The 19,244-nt window shown below is 54.7% G+C and carries 15 protein-coding genes and 1 riboswitch; of the genes, 8 read left to right on the forward strand and 7 right to left on the reverse strand.

Going from position 1 to position 19,244, the window contains the following annotated elements; all coding sequences use genetic code 11:
* Positions 1–125: 125 nt before the first annotated feature.
* The 3 genes from BN2106_RS16425 to BN2106_RS03220 all read right to left on the reverse strand — a co-directional run bounded on the left by BN2106_RS16425 (position 126) and on the right by BN2106_RS03220 (position 2,077).
* Complete coding sequence (locus BN2106_RS16425) at positions 126–305, reverse strand: ribbon-helix-helix domain-containing protein (protein ID WP_050697135.1); 180 nt, start codon at positions 303–305, stop codon at positions 126–128.
* A 343-nt stretch (positions 306–648) separates the two neighbouring features.
* Positions 649–1,440, reverse strand: coding sequence for a class I SAM-dependent methyltransferase (locus tag BN2106_RS03215; protein ID WP_050697136.1), 792 nt, complete (start codon positions 1,438–1,440; stop codon positions 649–651).
* Between the two features lie 28 nt (positions 1,441–1,468).
* Complete coding sequence (locus tag BN2106_RS03220; RefSeq protein ID WP_050697137.1) at positions 1,469–2,077, reverse strand: TetR/AcrR family transcriptional regulator; 609 nt, start codon at positions 2,075–2,077, stop codon at positions 1,469–1,471.
* A 107-nt stretch (positions 2,078–2,184) separates the two neighbouring features.
* Between BN2106_RS03220 and BN2106_RS03225 the strand changes: the two genes are divergently transcribed.
* The 6 genes from BN2106_RS03225 to BN2106_RS03250 all read left to right on the forward strand — a co-directional run bounded on the left by BN2106_RS03225 (position 2,185) and on the right by BN2106_RS03250 (position 5,270).
* Positions 2,185–2,694 (forward strand): flavodoxin family protein, encoded by a 510-nt coding sequence (locus BN2106_RS03225; RefSeq protein WP_050697138.1) that lies wholly within the window; start codon positions 2,185–2,187, stop codon positions 2,692–2,694.
* Positions 2,695–3,339: an NADPH-dependent FMN reductase family protein gene (locus BN2106_RS03230; RefSeq protein WP_050697139.1), complete on the forward strand. Its 645-nt coding sequence runs from the start codon at positions 2,695–2,697 to the stop codon at positions 3,337–3,339.
* A gap of 350 nt (positions 3,340–3,689) precedes the next feature.
* Positions 3,690–3,923: a hypothetical protein gene (locus tag BN2106_RS03235; protein WP_050697140.1), complete on the forward strand. Its 234-nt coding sequence runs from the start codon at positions 3,690–3,692 to the stop codon at positions 3,921–3,923.
* Positions 3,924–4,085: 162 nt separating this feature from the next.
* The gene (locus BN2106_RS03240) at positions 4,086–4,577 is read left to right on the forward strand and encodes a helix-turn-helix domain-containing protein (protein WP_050697141.1); all 492 of its coding nucleotides are present in this window, start codon (positions 4,086–4,088) and stop codon (positions 4,575–4,577) included.
* On the forward strand, positions 4,574–4,816 hold the full coding sequence (locus BN2106_RS03245) for a hypothetical protein (protein ID WP_050697142.1): 243 nt from the start codon (positions 4,574–4,576) through the stop codon (positions 4,814–4,816). Before BN2106_RS03240 ends, BN2106_RS03245 begins: the two co-directional genes overlap by 4 nt.
* A 73-nt stretch (positions 4,817–4,889) precedes the next feature.
* Positions 4,890–5,270 carry a hypothetical protein gene (locus tag BN2106_RS03250; protein WP_050697143.1) on the forward strand — a complete coding sequence of 127 codons (381 nt, stop codon included), beginning with the start codon at positions 4,890–4,892 and terminating at the stop codon, positions 5,268–5,270.
* Positions 5,271–5,605: 335 nt separating this feature from the next.
* On the opposite strand, the gene BN2106_RS03255 is transcribed toward BN2106_RS03250, so the two are convergent.
* Positions 5,606–6,502 carry a cation diffusion facilitator family transporter gene (locus BN2106_RS03255; protein WP_050697144.1) on the reverse strand — a complete coding sequence of 299 codons (897 nt, stop codon included), beginning with the start codon at positions 6,500–6,502 and terminating at the stop codon, positions 5,606–5,608.
* A gap of 88 nt (positions 6,503–6,590) precedes the next feature.
* Positions 6,591–6,688, reverse strand: a riboswitch (NiCo riboswitch).
* Positions 6,689–6,863: 175 nt separating this feature from the next.
* Here BN2106_RS03255 and BN2106_RS03260 point away from each other — a divergent pair.
* Both BN2106_RS03260 and BN2106_RS03265 read left to right on the forward strand, forming a co-directional pair.
* A complete protein-coding gene (locus BN2106_RS03260; protein WP_050697145.1) occupies positions 6,864–8,330 on the forward strand; it encodes a polysaccharide deacetylase family protein in 1,467 nt (488 codons plus the stop codon).
* A gap of 293 nt (positions 8,331–8,623) precedes the next feature.
* The gene (locus BN2106_RS03265) at positions 8,624–11,236 is read left to right on the forward strand and encodes a cation-translocating P-type ATPase (RefSeq protein WP_050697568.1); all 2,613 of its coding nucleotides are present in this window, start codon (positions 8,624–8,626) and stop codon (positions 11,234–11,236) included.
* 256 nt (positions 11,237–11,492) lie between these two features.
* Here the strand turns inward: BN2106_RS03265 and BN2106_RS03270 are convergent, their stop codons facing one another.
* The 3 genes from BN2106_RS03270 to BN2106_RS03280 all read right to left on the reverse strand — a co-directional run bounded on the left by BN2106_RS03270 (position 11,493) and on the right by BN2106_RS03280 (position 18,987).
* On the reverse strand, positions 11,493–15,029 hold the full coding sequence (locus tag BN2106_RS03270; protein ID WP_050697146.1) for an NPCBM/NEW2 domain-containing protein: 3,537 nt from the start codon (positions 15,027–15,029) through the stop codon (positions 11,493–11,495).
* A 140-nt stretch (positions 15,030–15,169) separates the two neighbouring features.
* Entirely contained in the window at positions 15,170–16,783 is a 1,614-nt protein-coding gene (locus BN2106_RS03275; protein ID WP_050697147.1) for a hypothetical protein, read from the reverse strand.
* Positions 16,784–16,908: 125 nt separating this feature from the next.
* Positions 16,909–18,987, reverse strand: a complete 2,079-nt coding sequence (locus BN2106_RS03280; RefSeq protein ID WP_154666410.1) for an FIVAR domain-containing protein — start codon at positions 18,985–18,987, stop codon at positions 16,909–16,911.
* Between the last annotated feature and the right edge of the window lie 257 nt (positions 18,988–19,244).

Consider the following 19,244-nt stretch of genomic DNA (forward strand, 5'->3'; position numbering starts at 1 on the left):
CTTTCTGTTTCCACGGCGCCTTGCCAGAATGCTTTACACATGGTAAAATATTTATGCAGAGCCTTTCTGAGGCGCTGTGGTTTTGTGGGGAAAGCGGTGCATTTTTGAGTGTGGGCCGCTTTCCTTTACTTTTCCAGTTCGCCCTTTAACAGTTTAATCCCCCGTCGAATTGCTTCCGTTCGCGGGACCGGCACTTTTTTGCAGTACGCGTCCAGAACATCGCAGCATTCCTGATCCAAGCGGACATGTACAGAAGTCTTTTTGGGATTATCGGTTGGGCGACCCATTTTCTTTTTCTCGGGCAACTTTTTCACCTCACTTTGGAGACCCGTAATACTATAATCTGCTATTGGGACCTAAAAGTAAATAGATATGCCAATATTTGTTAAGTGAAAAATGTTGACCTTTTGGTAAATGGAAAGTGAGACATTTCATAGTTTTATTTTATCTTTTTCAATGTAGCGTGTCTACAAACAAAGTGTTATCGTTTACCGCTTTTTAGAAAAATAATTGAATACTGTTTGTTATATATACATTATATAATACAATAAGAAATAAAAGCCTGCCGAAACGACCGCATCTTGCGCGTTTCGGCAGGCTTTTTCATAAAGAGATCAAACAGTTTTATTTTCCGTCAGGCGCCGCCCCTCACCGCTTTTCAGCAGTCAAAAGATAGGACAGCGGGAACCCCTTGTGGTCATATGCTTCCGATAAACCGACATCGTAATCGTATTCGTTCAGCTTGGCGACGGACATCCGCGCGCCGCTGACGGCGTTGATGATCGCGGACATCGTGTGCGAAAAGCTGGTGAAGGTTTTGGATTCGTACTGCTCTGACATGTACCCCATGCCCTCGTTTTCAATCCACGGTTCCTTCCGGAAATAGGAATACGCGATGCGGTTTAAATGCTGATCGTCAAACGCGGGTTCACCCGGCATGGGCAGCATGTTCATGACTGGATGAAAATCGTGAATCATCAGCAGGCCCCCGGGTTTCAGGCACCTGGAAACAGTTTGGAACAACGCGCCCAAATCCTCAAACCAGGTAATTGCCCCGATGGTGAACAGCACAAAATCAAAGCGATTGTCATACGCCGGCGGGATTTCCAGAATATTGCAGGCGATAAATTCACAATGCTCGATCCCCGCCTTTTCTGCGGTATCGGCGGCCTGCTGGATGATGTTTTCCGCAATGTCAAAGCCGAAGCCGTCTTTTGCGCCGAGCTGCATCAGGGAGAGCAGTTCGCGCCCGTTGTTGCAGCAAAACTGCGCGACGGTCTTGCCGTGAAAGTCGATACCTTCCAGCTCCTTCGCCACGTCCGGGCAAAAGAAGGGAAGGCGCTCGTTTCTCAAGCGTTCATGGTTTTCTTCTCCCCAGCCGGGATGCCGGTGCTCAAAGGCCTCTTCCCAGGCCGCTTTATTTTCTTTTATATAATCCATTTTGATTTCCTCCATGTCATTGATTGTATCAGGTGTCTTCCGGCGCGAACCGGATCACAGTCCGCAGCACTCGTTCCACCTCATCCAGGTAATCCGGCCCGGCGTCGATGTTCCGGTTTACCAGCATGACCGCAATGCCGTGCACCAGTGCCCACAGGGAGATCAGATGCGGGCGGTATTCCTCTTTGGGGATGCGCAGATATTCCAGATAGGTGATCGCCGTCTGCTGGAACAGCAGATAGGGCCGTCGGTCCGTGGAGGTGTCCGCCAGCTCTTCACGGGGCACGGGGGACATAAACCCGGTAAAAAACAGGATTTTCAAATAGTCCGGATGCTCCGCCATAAACTGCACATAGCCCTTGCCCAGTTCCAGCAATCGTTCCGGCGGTGTGCCGGGCTGGCGGTCCACAGATTCCTGCAAGCCCTGCGCAAACTGCACCAGCACGAATTGCAGAATCGCGGCGAGCATATCGTCCTTATTTTGAAAATGCTTGTACGGCGCGGTGTGGCTCACGCCGCAGGCCGCCGCGATCCGGCGCATGGAGAGCTTTTCCACGCCGTCTTCCGCGATCATGCGGATGCCCGCGTCAATCAGCTCCTGCCGCAAATCCTCGTGGTGATACCGCTTTTCTTTCATCTCGATCAACTCCCGACAAAAGTATACAATAAAAAGTTGACGATGTAAACATTCTGTGCTATGATCAATTTGTCAGAATGTTTACAGTGTTAACTTTGGAGGCGGATATGAAACTGTTGCTTCACGATTTAGACCCTGCCGTATTTGCGGAGCGCTTTCCCGGATTGCCGGGCGACGTCAAGGTGATTGGGGACTGTCACGGCGTGATCCACCCGTGCATCGGCTGCTTTGGCTGCTGGATCAAAACGCCCGGCGTCTGTGTGTGGAAGGATTTTTATCAGGATCTGGGCAAATGGCTGGTCCAGTGCGATACGCTTCTGCTGCTGACGCGCGTCACCTACGGCGGTTACAGCCCGTTTGTCAAAAACTGCATGGATCGCATCATTGGCGGGCTGCTGCCCTTCTTTACCAAACGAAATGGGGAAATGCACCATGTGACGCGTTACAGGATATCGCCCGCCCTCCGCGTGTACGGCTATGGGGACGCGGACCGGGCGGAGCAGGAGACGTTCCGCAATCTGGTGGAGGCGAACGCGCTCAATTTACATACCACGGACTTCCGCGCGGTTTGGTTGGATCATTCGCCCCTGCTGGAAGATGTAAAGGAGGCGCTTTAAATGAAAATTTGTCTGGTCAACGGCAGTCCGAAGAAGAAGGGCAGCGCCTCCGGCTGGTTTATCGGGGAGCTGCAAAAGCTCCTGCCGGAGCAGGCGGAAACGGCAGTGCTGGCCTCTGCCTCGTATACGGGGGCGCCGTTTTTGGAGCAGCTCTGCGATTGTGACGCGCTGGTTTTTGTTTTTCCGCTCTACGTGGACGCGGTGCCGTCCCATCTGCTGCGCATCCTCACGGAGCTGGAAGCGATTGCGTCGGAAAAGGAACAGAAGCCGATTGTCTATACCGTCGTCAACTGCGGCTTTTTTGAGACGAAGCAAAACCGCTATGCGCTCGATGTGATGCGGCATTTCTGCCGCCGCGCCGGGCTCCCGTGGGGAGAGGGCGTTGCCATCGGCGGGGGTGCGTTTTTGGGCCAGAGTGTGGGCATCCCGCTGGAAGCTTCTCCAAAAAAATCTTTGCGTGCCGCCTTTACCGCGTTTGCCGCATCCATTGCGCAGGGCAAAACCGGCGGAGTGGATCGGTATGTGGAGCCGAACATGCCGCGCTTTCTGTATTTCCATGCGGCAAACTACGGCTGGAAACGGCAAGGGAAACAGAACGGTTTGAAAGGAAAAGCGCTTTACCGGGGCTGGGAGCGGGAGAAATAAAACTCTTTACGAAACATTATATAAAAATGGGGCCGTTGCAGTTTGAATTCTGCAACGGCCTTGAAAGTTTGCCCGGCAGTACAACAGGTCTGTAAAGAACCATATCATTCGCTCCCACTCGCTCTTGACCTCCGGTCGGGACGCTCGCTTGAGGCTAAAGCCTCGCTCGATGTTCTAAATAACCATCGCCGCTTTTCAGAAAAGCGGAAAAACACATTTTGCTCTACGCTACAATCAAAACAGGGGCTGTTATGTAACATGCCGTTTCAAAATATTTTTCCAGTTTGTCCCTTCTGTTTGAAGGTTTTCGCCCTTCTGATTCGTTTTATAATCAGAAGGGAGCGGATACCATGAAAAGAAAGACTGAGGAATGGGACGTGATTGTTTGCCTGACGGTTTTGCTGTACGGGCTGCTTTTTGCGGAGTTCTTCCTGCACCAGTGGCTGGTGGGCCAGTGGTCGGCAGAGCTGCCGCAGCTTCCGGCGTGCACGGTATATCCGTCGTGGTTTCCGCTCTATTTTTGGGCTGTCCTGCTGCTGTCAATTGTCGGGAACTTTTTGGGGCAGTTGTTCGGAATGGCGTAAAGGGCGGTTAACCGCCGGAAATACAGGCCGGAATGCGCGGATACAACCGCCGGTTTCTCAATTTACAACCAACGGTAGAGTGTTTCAACCGCGAATCGCTTCTTTTTTCATGAACTCTGTTCTATAATCAAAACAGATTCGTGATAGAAAAGAGGAAACAACATGAAAAAAACCATTGGTGAGAAGATCAGCGATCTTAGAAAACAGAAAAAAATGACGCAGGACGAGCTGGCGGAAAAGATGGGGGTGTCCTCCCAGGCGGTCAGCAAATGGGAAACCGGGCTGAGTATTCCGGACCTGCCCATCCTGATCGAGCTTTCGGACTTTTTCCATATGTCCTTGGACGACCTCGTAAAAGAAAAGGAAGAAGCCGTCTACCTGGTGCCCGTGGAGGAACGGAAAAAGATTGAAGAAATGTTTTTGCGCGTCAATATCCACACGGTGCAGGGGGACAAGGTCAAGGTGAATCTGCCGCTGGCCTTTGTCAAAATGGCGGCGGAAATGGACCTGGAAATCCCGCAGTTTAACGGCAGCGAGATTTTAAAGGCGCTCGACTTTGATATGATCATTTCCATGATCGAGAACGGCGTGCTCGGCAGGATCGTGGAGGTGGAGAGCAGCGAAGGGGATATTGTTGAAGTCACGGTGGAATGATGCTGGTAAAAATACACACAAAAGAGTTTAAAGGAACCTTCTATCTTCCCAACACCCTTCTGTTCAACAGGCTGGGCCTTTCCATCGCGTTAACGGCTTCCCAAAAATATGTCAAGGTTTCCGAAACCGGGAAAGAAGCCCTTCTCGCGCAGCTGAAGCGGTATCGGAGGCAATTCAAGGGATTGAAGCTGGTTGAGGTGCAAACCAGCGAAGGGGAAGAAATTCTCGTGAAGCTGTGAACCCCACCGGCAGGACAAATGAAAAACAACGCGGCAGCAGGGGCCGCAAAATTGTGGAATTGGAAGTGTGTATATGAAAAAGGCTGTTTTATTCCTGTCGCTTTTGCTGCTTGTGGGTTCCGTTACCGCGTGTGGGTGGATCGGAACGCAGTTTGAAGGCAGCAGATTGGGAAATGAAGACCAATTGGTGATGGATTACAAAGTGCTGAACCAAACGGATACTCAATCCCTGAAGCTGGAGGCGGGCGACGTGGTCGATTTTGCCATTGTCAGCGAATGGGGCCGGGTGGATCTTTTGCTTCAAAAGGACGGGGAAGAAGCCGTCTATGAGGGAACGGACGTCCCGACATCCTCCTTTCAAGTTGCCATAGAAGACAGCGGGACGTATCTGCTGACGGTCACGGGACGGCACGCAAAAGGCAGCGTCTATGTTACAAAAGAAAGCGATACCTGAACAGGATTTGAAAAACCAACTGAATTTAACAAGGGGCCGTTGCAGAATAAAGCTGCAACGGCCCCGAACGTTACCCGGAAGCACAAAAGGTCTGTAAAGAACCATATCACTCGTTCCCACTCGCTCTTCTCAGGAAGAGAGTTTCGTTCTCTGCGGAGAACGACCAAAGGCTCTGCCTTTGGAAACCGCCGCTTTTCAGAAAAGCGGAAAAACACGTATTAGTCATTACCTGTAAGGTGAAAATAATCCTCGCCGTAGGCGCGTCCCGACCGGAGGTCCAGAAAAGCGGAAAAACGCGTTTCGTTCTACGTTACAATCAAAACAAGGGCTGTTATCTATGCGTGCGGCTCGCCCTCCGAGGGGTTCACATGCACCATACAGTGCTTGACGGAGGGGAACTGCGCTTCAATCGCGTCATGTACACACTGCGCGGTGCCGTGCGCCTGCGTCAGCGTCTCGCTGCCGTCCGCTTGGATCTCCAGGTCCACGTAGACCTTGTCACCGAACAGGCGGGTTTTGATCTGATCGATTGCCAGGACGCCCTCCTGCTCCGCCGCCACGCCCCGGATTTCCTCCACCACCTCGTCGTCGCACGCCCGGTCGGTCATTTTATTGATCGCGTCCCGGAAAATATCGACCGCGGCCTTGAGGATGAACAGGCAGATTACCACGCTGGCGATCGGGTCCAGAATCGGGAAGCCGAGCCGCGCGCCCAAAATACCCACAAAGCTGCCGATGGAGGAAAGCGCGTCGGAACGGTGGTGCCACGCGTCCGCCATCAGTGCGCTGGAATGGATCTGCTTGGCGGCGGCGCGGGTGTACCAGTACATCGCCTCTTTTAAAACGATAGAAACGACAGCGGCAACCAGCGCCAACGCGCCCGGAACCGCCAGCCCGCCGTGTGTGCCGTTCACAATATGTTCCACTCCGTTGGCCCCAATGCCGATTCCGGTGGCAAACAGGAGCGCTGCCAGCAAAATGGCGGCCACACATTCCAACCGCTCGTGTCCGTAGGGGTGGTCCTTGTCGGACGCGCGGTTGGCGAGCTTCACGCCGATCATGACCACTATGGTGCTGAATACGTCGGAAGCGGAATGCACCGCGTCCGAGATCATCGCGCCGGACCTTGCAAAGATGCCGGCGAAGAGCTTAAAAGCGGTCAACAGGACATTTCCCAAAATGCTGACCCGCGAGACGTGCATGGCGATTTGTTCGTTTGTCCGTACTTTCATAGCCAGACCCTCCCAATATGTGCATATGAATTCTCTGAGTCCGGCAGGGTGTTTTGGCCTGAAAATAAAAAAACACCCGCGGAACAACAACTGTCCCGCAGATGTACGCAGTCGGTTTCATCTGCTGCCGTGTAAAAACGGCCCGGCCCCATGGAAAGCTTCCATCGCCTGCTCAGTTTGTACTGTTGATTAGGCATCTTGACAAAAGACGCCGTGCAGCGCAAAGAGATTTCATATAACATATCATATGCGTTTTGCTTTGTCAAGGTTCCACATGAAATTTTTTGCAGGGAGAGTTTCCGGCGCGAAGGGTATGGAACCGCCGTATTCCTGCCATACTAGAGCGGTGGAGGGATGTACGATGAATCAAATAGGACAAACGGTTAAAAAAACCGGTTTTTTATTAGGCTGTGCGGCGGTATTTGTGGCCGCGATGCTGTTTTTTTCGGCGTCCGCGCAGCAGGACCGCGCGCAGCCGCTCTCTGTGGAGGACAAACAGGTTTTACTGCAAAATCTGCATTTTCCAAGCCCTTCCAAGGAACAGCAGGTGGGCGTGACGGAATCCATTTTAAATAATGACCCGGACAACGCCGTTAGTGTGCACTATCCGGTGCTGGGTATCCAAAAGGTGGACGAACAAATACGCGCGCAGGTAGATTCCCTGTTGCAGGAATACCAGAAGCAGCTCAAGGAGGAGCAGGACCGCGGCAGGGCAACAGGTTCCCTGCTGGTGGATTACGAGTCCTATCTGGCGGGCGACCGGACTGTTTCCGTGGTGTTCCATGTGGAAATCGACTTTTCCACGCTGGCGCATCCGGATGTTTTTGTCCGCACCATGACGTTTGACCTGAAGGATGAAAAGGAACTGACGCTGCACGAAGCGCTCAAGGGCAACTATTTGCAGGCGCTCGCGGACCTGACCCGCAAACATTTTCGCGAGAATTCAAGTTATGCGGGCCTGACGGAGGACGAGCAGTTCATGCGCGGCACCGCGCCGGAGGACGAAAATTATCAATCCTTTGCCCTGACGGACGACGCCCTGCGGCTGTATTTTCAAAAATACCAGCTCTTCGCGGGCAGCTACGGCATGCCGTATGTGGATATTCCCTATGCGGAGCTGAAAGCGTATTTGAACGTCAACACGACGGAAAAGCTTGCTGCTGCCAACGCGGCGCCGGAGCGCGAGCTGGAGGAGCCGGCGGCCCCCGCTGCCATCGATAAAAGCCGCCCCGTTGTGGCCCTTTCCTTTGACGATGGGCCGAACGCCAAGGTTACGCCGCGCATCCTGGATATTTTAAAACAAAACAATGCCCGCGCCACTTTTTTTGTGCTGGGAAACCGCGTGGACAGCTATGCTTCCATTTTGCAGCGCGAATATGAGGAGGGGCATGAGATCGGCAACCACTCGTATAACCATCCTTCTCTGACCAAGCTCAGCGTAAAGGACATTACTTACCAGGTCAACGAGACGGATTCCCGTATTTCCCAGCTGGTACCGGTGGTGCCCACGCTCCTGCGCCCGCCCTACGGCGCGGTGAACGACGCGGTGAAAACCAGCGTGCAGAAGCCGCTTGCGCTGTGGTCCATCGACACGCTGGACTGGAAGACCCGCAATAAGGACGCGGTCGTCAAAGAGGTAATCGGAAAGGTTAAGGATGGGGATATCATCCTGATGCACGACATGTATTCCACCACAGCGGACGCGCTGGAGGTCATTCTGCCGGAGCTGTCCAGGCAGGGGTATCAGTTTGTCACCGTCTCGGAACTGCTGGCGGAGAAAGAAATAACGCCTGTGGCGGGCAAGGTGTACCGGCAGGGAAAAAGTTAGCAGTGTGCGACGGAATAAGAACAATCTGTAAAATTTGGCAGGAACGTTGACAGAGACGGGCAAACCCTTTATAATGAATTCCATCATATCTCTGTTATATACCCAACAAAAGGGAGTAGTTATAATACGCGCCGATCAACATACCCGGTTCCCTGCGAACCTGGCGGCGTGTGCCGGTTTTCGGTGACAAGACTTTTGGAGGGCTGTCCTGCTGTACGCAGGCGGCCGCCGGAAGTCTTTTTTTTATTTCCGGCGGCCGGGCGGAGGTCAATCAAATGGAGGGAAGAAAAAACATGGCGAACACATTCTTCAACCGTTCCGCCGAGGAAACATTGCGCGAGCAGAAGAGCAGCCGGGACGGCTTGACTGGCGCGCAGGCAAAGGAAAGACTGGAAACATACGGACCCAACGCCCTGGTCGAGGGCAAGAAGAAAGGGCTGCTGCAGGTGTTCCTGGAGCAGTTCAAGGACCTGCTGGTGGTGATCCTGATCATCGCGGCGGTCATTTCCCTGCTGTCCGGGCAAGGCGAAAGCACGCTGGTGATCTTTGCGGTGATCCTCTTAAACGCGATTCTGGGAACGGTGCAGTATTTTAAGGCGGAGAAGTCGCTGGACAGCCTCAAGGCGATGTCCTCGCCGTCGGCAAAGGTTCTGCGCGACGGCGCGCGGCAGGAAATCCCCTCCCGCGACGTGGCGCCGGGCGACATTGTCTTCCTGGAAGCGGGCGACATGGTGGTCGCGGACGGGCGCATTTTGGAGAATTTTTCCCTGAAAGTGAACGAAAGCTCCCTGACCGGCGAGTCGGAGGGTGTGGACAAGACGGAGGAACCCATTGAGGGCGGCGAAGTCGCGCTGGGGGACCAGAAAAACATGGTCTTTTCCGGTTCGCTGGTCACCTATGGGCGCGCCACGGTGGTGGTCACCGGCACCGGGATGCAGACGGAGCTGGGAAAAATCGCCGCGCTGATGAACCAGACCCAGCAGCGCAAAACGCCTTTGCAGCAGAGTTTGGACGATTTCAGCAAAAAGCTGGCGGTTATCATCCTGTGCATCTGCGCGCTGGTGTTCGGCCTTTCGCTGTACCGCGCGATGCCGGTATTGGATTCGCTGATGTTCGCCGTGGCGCTTGCGGTCGCCGCCATCCCGGAGGCGCTCAGCTCGATTGTGACGATTGTGCTGGCACTCGGCACCCAGAAGATGGCGAAGGAAAACGCGATCATCAAAGACCTGAAGGCGGTGGAAAGCCTCGGCTCCGTCTCCGTCGTCTGCTCCGATAAAACCGGCACGTTGACCCAAAACAAGATGAAGGTACAGAAGGTATATGCGGACGGCAAATTGCTGGACGGCAGCGAGATGCAGCTTTTAAACGATCCCCAGCGCCTGCTGTTAAAAGCCGCGGTGCTGGACAGCGACGCGACCGACGTGGAGGGCGTGGAAATCGGCGACCCGACAGAGGTGGCGCTGGTGCAGCTCGGCGACCGGTACGGCGTGGAAGAGGTGGCCTACCGCAGGCAGCATCCCCGTCTGGGCGAGCTGGCGTTCGATTCCGACCGCAAGCTGATGAGTACGCTGCACGATGTGGACGGCAAACCCACGCTGTTGACAAAGGGCGCGATCGACGTGCTTCTTGCCCGCGCAACGCATATCTATACCAGCGAGGGCGTGCGGGAGCTGACGGAACAGGGAAAACAGGAACTGCACCGCGTCAATCGGGAGCTGTCCGAACAGGGCCTGCGCGTCTTGGCTTTTGGCTACCGGGAGCTGGACGCGGCGCGGCCTCTCACGCTGGAGGATGAAACCGGGCTGACCTTTATCGGCCTGATTTCCATGATCGACCCGCCGCGTGTGGAATCCATGCAGGCGGTGGCGGACGCAAAGCGCGCCGGCATCCGTACCATCATGATCACGGGCGACCATAAGATTACGGCGACCGCCATTGCAAAGCAGATCGGCATTTTTATGGACGGCGATATGGCGCTGGAAGGTGTGGAGCTGGACCGCATGACCGACGCGGAGCTGGATGAAACGCTTGCAAAAATCTCTGTTTATGCGCGTGTTTCGCCGGAAAACAAAATCCGCATCGTCAACGCCTGGCAGCGGCGCGGACAGATCGTCTCCATGACCGGCGACGGCGTAAACGATGCGCCCGCGCTGAAAAAGGCCGACATCGGCGTTGCGATGGGAATCACCGGCACAGAGGTCAGCAAGGACGCGGCCTCTATGATTCTGGCGGACGACAACTTTGCCACGATCATCAAAGCGGTGCTCAACGGGCGCAATGTTTATGAAAACATCAAAAATGCAATTCAGTTCCTGCTGTCCGGCAATATGGCGGGCATTCTGTGTGTGCTGTATACTTCGATCATGGCGCTGCCCATGCCGTTCGCGCCGGTGCACCTGTTGTTCATCAATCTGCTGACAGACAGCCTGCCCGCCATTGCCATCGGGATGGAACCGGCGCGCAAGGACCTGCTGGACCGCCAGCCGCGCAACCCCAGGGAGCCGATTCTCAACGGCTCGCTGATTGGCAAGATTTTTACACAGGGCCTTTTGATCGGCATCGCAACCATGGCGGCGTTCTACATTGGATTGCAGACGAGCGCGGCGTTGGCAACCACCATGGCATTTGCCACTCTGACGCTGTCCCGGCTGTTCCACGGCTTCAACTGCCGCGGCAGGCAGTCGATTTTCTGTCTGGGCCTTCTCAGCAACAAATACAGCCTGATGGCCTTTGGCGCGGGCGTCCTGCTGCTGTGCGCCGTGTTGTTCCTGCCCTTCCTGAGCGGCCTGTTCCTGGTGACGCCGCTCTCCTTAACAAATGTGGGAACCATCGCGTTGCTGGCCTTCCTGCCGACGCTCTGTATTCAGATCTTTAAAGCGGTGCGCGGCTTGTCCAGAAAAGCATAACCTGCACATCTATCCCATGGGTATCGTCCGTCACAGGATATTCCATAGATCGCCAATATAATACGAAACTCTAATAAAAATCATGATATTATGGCGCGCCTTTTTTCACCAGCCGTCGTCGTCCTCCTTGTCTGGCAAAAAAATCTATCACCATTCTATTCACACTTTTATCAGAGATTAGTATAAAAACAGCGGAGTACCGGATTGCACCGGTACTCCGCTGTTTGTGTTACGGAAGTTTTTAATCAAGCGGTGATCAGCCGCCGTGGTTAGCCAGATATTGTTTCCATTTGATCAGATCACGCACATCGACGATTCCGTTTCCGTCGTAGTCCGCAAGGAGAAGCTGCTCGTCGGTCAATTCTGTTGTACCGGCGATGTAGCCGCGGAGAATATCGATATCCTTTTGATCCAGGACACCGTCGCCGTTCAGGTCGTTTGCGACCCAATCCAGGTCCTTCATGGCCCGGCGCAGCTTTTCTTCCGCCTTGTCAACTTCTTCCTGAGAAGCGCCTTCCTTCAGGTAAACCTCATAGGAGGCGTCATAGACCTTCTTAAAGGCTGCCCACTCGGTTGCATCGTAGTCTTTCTCGTCGATGCATTTCGCCAGAATAATCGCCCCATAGAGGCCGGACTTGTCTACAACGTAGGTAGCGGAATCAAATTTCCGCATGGCTTCACGCAGCTCCTTGGCGGCAGAAGCAATTTCTTCCGCTGTGGCGTCGCTGCCCTTGTCCACGATGGCCTGTGCGTTGTCGATGGCTTCTTTCAGCGCATCCGCTGCTTCCTGCGAGACGTTGCCTGTTGAAGCCAGTTTTTCGTTTGCTTCCTCGATCATATCCGCCAAAAGGTTGACGGAGGCGAGGAATCTTGGCTCTACCCAACAGGCGTGGTCGTACAGCGTGCTTTCAACTTCTTCCACTACCAGCTTCAGGAATTGATAGCCTGCCATGGGAACTTCCACATCGATGGGATCGGTATACGCGTCCATGTACTGCTCATAGAGCAGGTCGTCGTCGCCGTAAACCTTGTAATTGACGGTCGCTCCCTTTGCTGCGTTTTCCAGTACCTCGTCGCCGAGGCCGATCTTCGCGGTGAAGACGCCCGCCGCGCCGTTGATGTAATAGATTGCCTGGCCGGGCGCGTTGACCTGGAAGCCGCCGTCCGGACGGCTGTAGTCGATTCCGCCGAGCATCAGCGGGCCGCCGTCCTGATTCTTGCCATCCACCGCGTCTTTCCAGTAGCTGCTGACGGAAAGTGCGTTTTTCACGGTCAGGATTCCGTCGAGCACAGTGGTCGGTTCATACGAAGTAATCCGCGGGTCGATCCAGTCGGCATGGTCAAAGTCCATGTTGCCGCAGGAGTCAACCACGAGGCGCAGATAGTCGTGGTTCATTACTTTGATGTCGATGGATTTTGCGCTGCCCTTCCACTTCATCACGCCGCTGTCAAACAGGAGCTCGTCGTCCCCGTAGACATAGAAGCGGATGTCGCCATTGCCGCCGGAGTCGTCGTCCGAGCCGCAGAGCGCGGTGAACTGGACGTTGCGTCCGTCGATGTAATAGACCAGCTCCGAATTGGCGTGCGTGCCAATACCGGTTTCATAGGTGGTTCCGCCGACGGTCAGGGTGTTGCCGTTGATGGAACGATCCTGCCGGATGGTGCCCCAGCCGGATTTTCCAGACACCCAGTTGTGGATGGTCAGCGGGCCGTCCTCCAGCGGATCGCCCGGATCCACGTTTTCAACGGAGACCGAAGCCTTAAATTCCGTTGTCTCCGGCTGACGGTCTCCTTCATACAACAGCAGCGCGCTGACAATCAGGGGCTCGTTTGTCAGAGAAACGTTGCCCGCCGTAATGCGGTACCGCGCTTCCAGACTGTCCCCGGTGGCCAGATCGTTTGCAACTGTGGAGGAGAGCGCCTTAGCGGTGATGCCTTCCGGGAGCTTCAGGCTCAGGCTGGCGTTTTCCACGGTGGTTGTGCCGCCGTTGACCAGCTTTGCCGTCAGGATCGCCGATTCGCCGCTTTTCAGTTTGGTCTTGGAGAGGCCGCCGATCACGTACACGGCTTTATCGACTTCCTCACCCGGGGAAACGATATACATTTTTACACCGTGAGAGGGGACGACCGCGGAAGCGACGGGGGAGTCAAACTCCACGTTGGTGCCGTCTTCATTCTTCTCCCACACATCCTTCAGATGATAAACAGCCGTTTTGTCCAGGTTGTAGTAATTCTCGTAGTAGATTTCATCTTTTTCCCGGACCAGGTCGCCGATTTGGGAAATCTCCATGCTCATGGTGGTGTCTTCGCCGGAACGGTTAAACATCAGCAGGGAAACCCGTCCGTCGGTCAACGGCTTCACCAGGTATTCCAGATCGCCGTCGTCCTTAAACTTGATGCCCTGGATGGCGGTCGGGTCCTGATTGATTGCGATCGCGTCTTCGTTCTTGATGATCTCAAGGACTTCCGGGTGAGCGTCAAGCTTGCGCAGGTCGTTGCCGAGGATCAGCGGGGATGCCATCTGGCACCACAGGCTGAAGTGCGATACGTTTTCGTCGTGGGTCAAAGAGCCGTTGCCGACCTCCAGCATATCGGGGTCGTTCCAGCCGTAGTCGTAGTCGCCGTCTTCCTTGCCGTAGCGGCCCGCGTACTGATACAGGTTGACGTTGACGTCGTAGATGCTCATGACGGAGCTCCAGCTGGCGGAAATATCGCCGGTGGTTCTCCACAGGTTTCCGGTTTGTCCGCCCCAGGTCCAGGGCTGGCGGCCGCCCCATTCGCAGATGGAGAACGCGATTGGCCGGTTTTCTTTGCCGTTTGCCAGCGCGTATTTCTCCGTGGCCTGCATCAGGTTGTCGCGCATAAAGCCGTAATTATAGCGTGCGGTGTCGTAGTCGCGGTTGGAGCTGCGGATGGGGTTGTAGAACTTCAGGGTGTTTTCGCCCGCGTTGAGCTCCAGCATCGCGGCGGCACGGCTTCCGGGCGCGCCGTCCGTATAGCCGGTCGCGGGAAGCATCATCCGGTAGGGATGGCGGTCGTCGCCGTTGATGGTGATAAACATCGGCACTTCCGTACTGGACGATTTCTTGTAGAAGTCCAGGTTCAGCGCATAGGTGCCCGCTTCCGGAACGTTGACCGTAAAGGTTGCGGAGCCCGCGTTTTCACCCAGGCCGTCGATGTAATTGCCCTTGAGCACAGCGGTGCCCTCCAGCTTTGCGTCACTGGCGGAGTAGGAATAAATTTCCGTCCCCGGCGCGTAGGGTTTTGCGATTTTAAGGCCGTGGATGCCATATGCGGTGGTCGAAAGCTGTACGTTGTGGCAGTAATCGTATTTGAAATAATCGATTTCCCATTCCGCAAAGCTTGTTGCGTCGCTCAGCTCCCGGAATTCGGAAGCAGGCATATCCTGGCAGGTAAACAGGCCGTTTGAGGTATAAAGGCCGACCTTCAGGCCTTTGTCGTGAAGCTGTCCGGACAGCCAGTTTCCATCGTGCGGGAAGCGGATCGGATCAAATTGCAGCCGGCCGTTCACATCCCGTTCAGAGGACTGCCAGTTGTCGTCCAGATTGACATATTCGTATCCCACGTCTTTCAAGCCGTGTTCCACCATGGCGTCTGCCGTGTCGACGATCAGGTCTTCGTCGATGTTTGCCCAGAACGCGTTCCAGCTGGACCATCCCATGGGAGGCGTTTTTCCAACGCCGTTGTCGTGCGCGCTAGCGCCGGTCGCCAGCATGGCCGCCGCCAAAAATGCGGTGACGACTGCTGTAGCGAACTTTGTAACCCGTTTCACATAAATCCTCCTTTGTCATCTATTTTTGGCCCCTGCAAAAGCGATGACGCCGCGGCTTTGTTCCGGTTGGGCGGGACCAATCCTCCGGAAGCCGCCGGTGTTTTTTAAATGGTCATGTCGAGCGGTTCCACAGGCTGGAATCAGTTTCCCAGCAGGTGGTAAACGCCCAGAGCCGTAAAACCAAGGAACAGAAGGGACATAAACAGTTTAACCAGATGTTCTTTTCCCGCAAACCGGTCCGCCAGCTCCAGATACTGTTTGCCCTTGTAGAGCAACAGCGTCACCGCGACAGCGGGCAGAGATAGCATAACCGCGTAAAGCAGGAATACCGCCGCGCCGAGCAGCCAATTTCCCGCGCCCGCATCAAAATAGTAGAGGACGGTTGCGGCAAAAAGCTGGCCGGTACACAGGAATTCCCCCACGGCAACGACTGCGCCCGCAGCCATCGCCGCGAGAAAAAGGGTTTTCCCGGCGGAAACCTTTTGTATGTAGGTTTGATAGAACGCTTTCATCCGGGGGGTAAACTGTAAGATGGCTTTGCCAGCCTGTCCCTTCCTTGTCCGGATAAAATCGATAAAGCTTAGAACGGCGAAAACAGCGCCCACAACGACCACCAGAACAGTGATCACCGTGTTGATTCCGGACAGGAACGCCTTGCTGGCGGCACTCAATATGCCGTAGAATACGGTTCCCATCAGGAAATACGCGAGGATCCTGCCGAGGATGAAGCCGGAGCCCGCCTTGAGTACCCGGCGTTTATCCGTGGCCAGCAGGGAGAACAGGAGCAGAATCAGCGACATCGAACAGGGAGACAGTCCCCCGATAAAGCCGGACAAAGCGATCCAGAACAGGTCGGCGGCGGACATCTCCGCACTTGCCTGTGAAGAGGTTCCCGCGGTTGTCCCATTTTCCAGAGTCTGCACCAACTGTCTGCTGATGTTGTCGTAGCCGACCAGGTAGCCGCCGTCGTACAGAACGATTGGGACGCGCTGTTCTTCGGGCTTGACCTGGTGCTTGCGGTACAATGCGTTAATCCGTTCAATGTCGGCAATATTTCCCGCATTGACCGCATCGACGCGGAGGGGCTTTTCTGTAACCGTTCCATCCGCGTTCTTCACCTGGATTTCCATGACGCCGTCTAAAAATGCCTTTGCCTTTTCGCACTCTGCGCAGCCGTCCGCGTACAGATACTGCACCGTCACCTGATTGGAAGCGGCTTTTCGGCTGGCGTTCAGAGAATGGGTTACAGCGGTTTGAAAGCCATCCCCCAGTTCCTGTGAGCCGATCATTACGTCGTCCCCGATAAAGACGATCGGATGCAGCATCAGTTTTTCCTCGCTGATGTCCCGCTTCGCGAATTCCTGTTTCAGGGATTCCAGATTTTCTTCCTCCGCCACATTGCAGATGGTCAAATCCGCTGTAACGTTGGGAAAGTCCTTTTTGACCATCCCGAGAATATTCTCTTTGATGGTCGCTTCCTCGTCGCAGGAAAGGCAGCGGTTATAAAAATAATAGAGAATTTCCACCTCGCCTTCCTCGGGATCCGCTTCGGGATTGACGGGAAGGGTATCCAGGTAGCCGTCCCCCTCCGGAACGCCCGTGTACCGCTCGCTCTCCATATGGGAGGGAGCGGACGAGTTTTCCGGCGCTTCCGCTTCCGCAGCGGCGGAGGGAAGCACGGTGATAGCCGCCAGAAAAATCAGGAGAATGGAAAGACAGGAAATTGTTCGACGTAACTTGCTGCGATCGTGCATGGCATTTCACCTCAGTATGGATACATTAGGGCTGCTGTTTCATGTTTGCCAAGAGAATGTCAGACCTTTAGACCTCCGGTCGGGACGCACCTCCGGCAGCATTTCAGTTGGCATAGAATCTGTTTTTAACCGATTGTTACGATACAGTGCTTTTGAGCTGCTTCGTTGCCGATCGTGGTATACACGCCGGTGCTCTGGCCCGGTGTGCCGATGGCATAGACGCGGTAGTAATAATCGTTGCCGATCTTGGCGATAAACTGCGTCTTCAGTACGTTGCCGTCGCCGACAGTGAAATTCGGGGTCAGGTTTTCGCCGTTTACAACCGTCATCTTAAAGCAGTAAGCGCTGCCACGGATCAGGGTAAACGGAAGGGTGGTATCGCTGCGCACAAAGGCTTTTTCCACAACAGCCTGTGCCGCACCGACGACGGGGCTGACCACAGCGGTTCCGCCTTCACCGTATGCATTGACAGGCTTACGGGATGTTCCGGAGCTGCCGGAGGATCCCTTGGAGCTGTTGTGCGGTTTGTTCTGGAGGTTTTTCTCTGCCAGAAGTGCCGCGTCCTGAGCGTCTGCCAGTTCTTCCGGCGTAGCGTCCGGATTTGCCAGCGCTGCTGCCAGGTCGTTCGCCGCCGCGGTATATTTCGCCGCGCTGGATGCCGTGTAGCCGCTCAGGTTTTTAGCCTGCATCCGTGCGAGAAGGTCTTCTAATTCTGCACGGTCGGGGATTTTGCGCAGATTCGCAAGCGCTTTGCTCAATGCCTCCGCCGCTTTGTCAACCTCTTTCTGGGTTGCGTCCGGGCCGATATTTTTTGCCTGCTCCAATGCCTCGGTAAAGGCGTCCTGACCGGCATCCAGATATTCGTCCAGGTTGATGGCTTCCGCCTGTGCAATAACTTCGTCCAGCTCGGTGCGATCCGCACGGTTGGACTCCAGCAGCGCGATCATGGCATTGTAAAGAGACTCATATGCTTCCTCGACGTCGCCTTTCAGTGCATCGTCGTCTGCCGCGACTTCCTGTGCCTCGGTAAGAGCGGTTTCAAAGTCGCTCCATGCGGAGGTGAGGTAATCGTTTTCATCCAGGGTGAGGGCTGTCTCGATCAGGCCGTTCAGGGCGGTCTTGTCGCCGGACACAAAGGAGAGCATGTGGATCATGTGCATGAGCTCGCTCCACGCGTCGTCGATTTCGGCCTGTGTGGCCTCCGGATTTTCATAGACCTTTCCGGCGGTTTCAAACGCCTTTTCAAACTTCTTTTTCACGGTCGGGGCAAGGTCCACGGTGTCGCCCGCGTCGATGCGCTCCTGCGCGTAATCGATCACGGCACCCAGCGTCGTTTTATTGACGGTCTCAAAGACAAAGCCCAGCGTCGGGTTCAGGGTATCCATATTGCCTGTATAGGAATAGGCGTCGTCGCCGATGAGAACCGGATCGCCGCCGTTGATCGTTACGGAACGGAAGATTCTGCCTTCCACGGTCGGTACAAAATCAAGCGCCAGATCCGCGCCGTTCTCAACGTCCTTCTGCTGATAGGAACCGATCAGGTTTGCAAGCCGTTGTTCTTCGCCGCCAATCCACAGCTGTGCGGCAGGCGCGTTGAACGTTACGGTGAGGTCGGCTTTTTCCGGTGCGACCTGATGTCCCACATGCAGGGTGGCATTTTGCAGAACGCCGACAATTTCGTCAAATTCCGCGTTGTAGAGCATGACGCCGCCCATTTCAATGGTATAGTCGCCCTCCTCCATTGCCTCGTCCGCCTTGAATTTTGCGGTAAAGAGCGTATCTGCGTCCTTTGGCATGCCGTCGAGCGCGTCGCTGTCGTATACCACGGTGGTTTTAAGCTGGTCGTTGTGAATACCGGGCGTCAGGGTTCCTGCGATTTTCTCTCCCGGCGTAACCTCCGCGCAGGTCAGACCCTCCGGGTAGGTCAGGTCCATCTGCATGACGTAGATGGATGCGTCCAGCTTGTCCAAGCCGTCGATCGCAAGCTTTACGTCGAAGCTGCTCCCCGCTGCCACGGTTTCCGGTGCGGTCAGGTTCATGGTGACTGTCTGTGCTTCAGAAGCCTTGGCGCTCTCAGCGGCAGCCGTTGCATCCGCGTTGGTTTCCGCCGCAGCGGCGGAAACACTGGGAACAGAGCAGGCGGCTCCCAAGACCAGCAGGGCGGACAGCAGACCTGCCGTCCACTTTTGCCATGTTGTTTTCATGTTTGTTCTCCTTTCCTTTTCAATAATCATATTCTTCCATCCAAGGAAACTGTACGGCCCTCCCTCCTCCTTGATTGAAAAGATAAAGGGTACAACGGAACCAATATCAATTTCTTGCGTTCCCTGTACCCGCTTTTCCGGTTAACGCTTATATTCTAGCAAAGCAAACCATGAAAATAAGTGTTAAATGTAAAATTGTTAAACAATTTATGTAAAAATTTTAAAGATTTATCGTATATTTTATAAATTTACACTGA

This window comes from Anaeromassilibacillus senegalensis (genome assembly GCF_001261775.1).
GTDB classification, from domain to species: domain Bacteria; phylum Bacillota; class Clostridia; order Oscillospirales; family Acutalibacteraceae; genus Anaeromassilibacillus; species Anaeromassilibacillus senegalensis.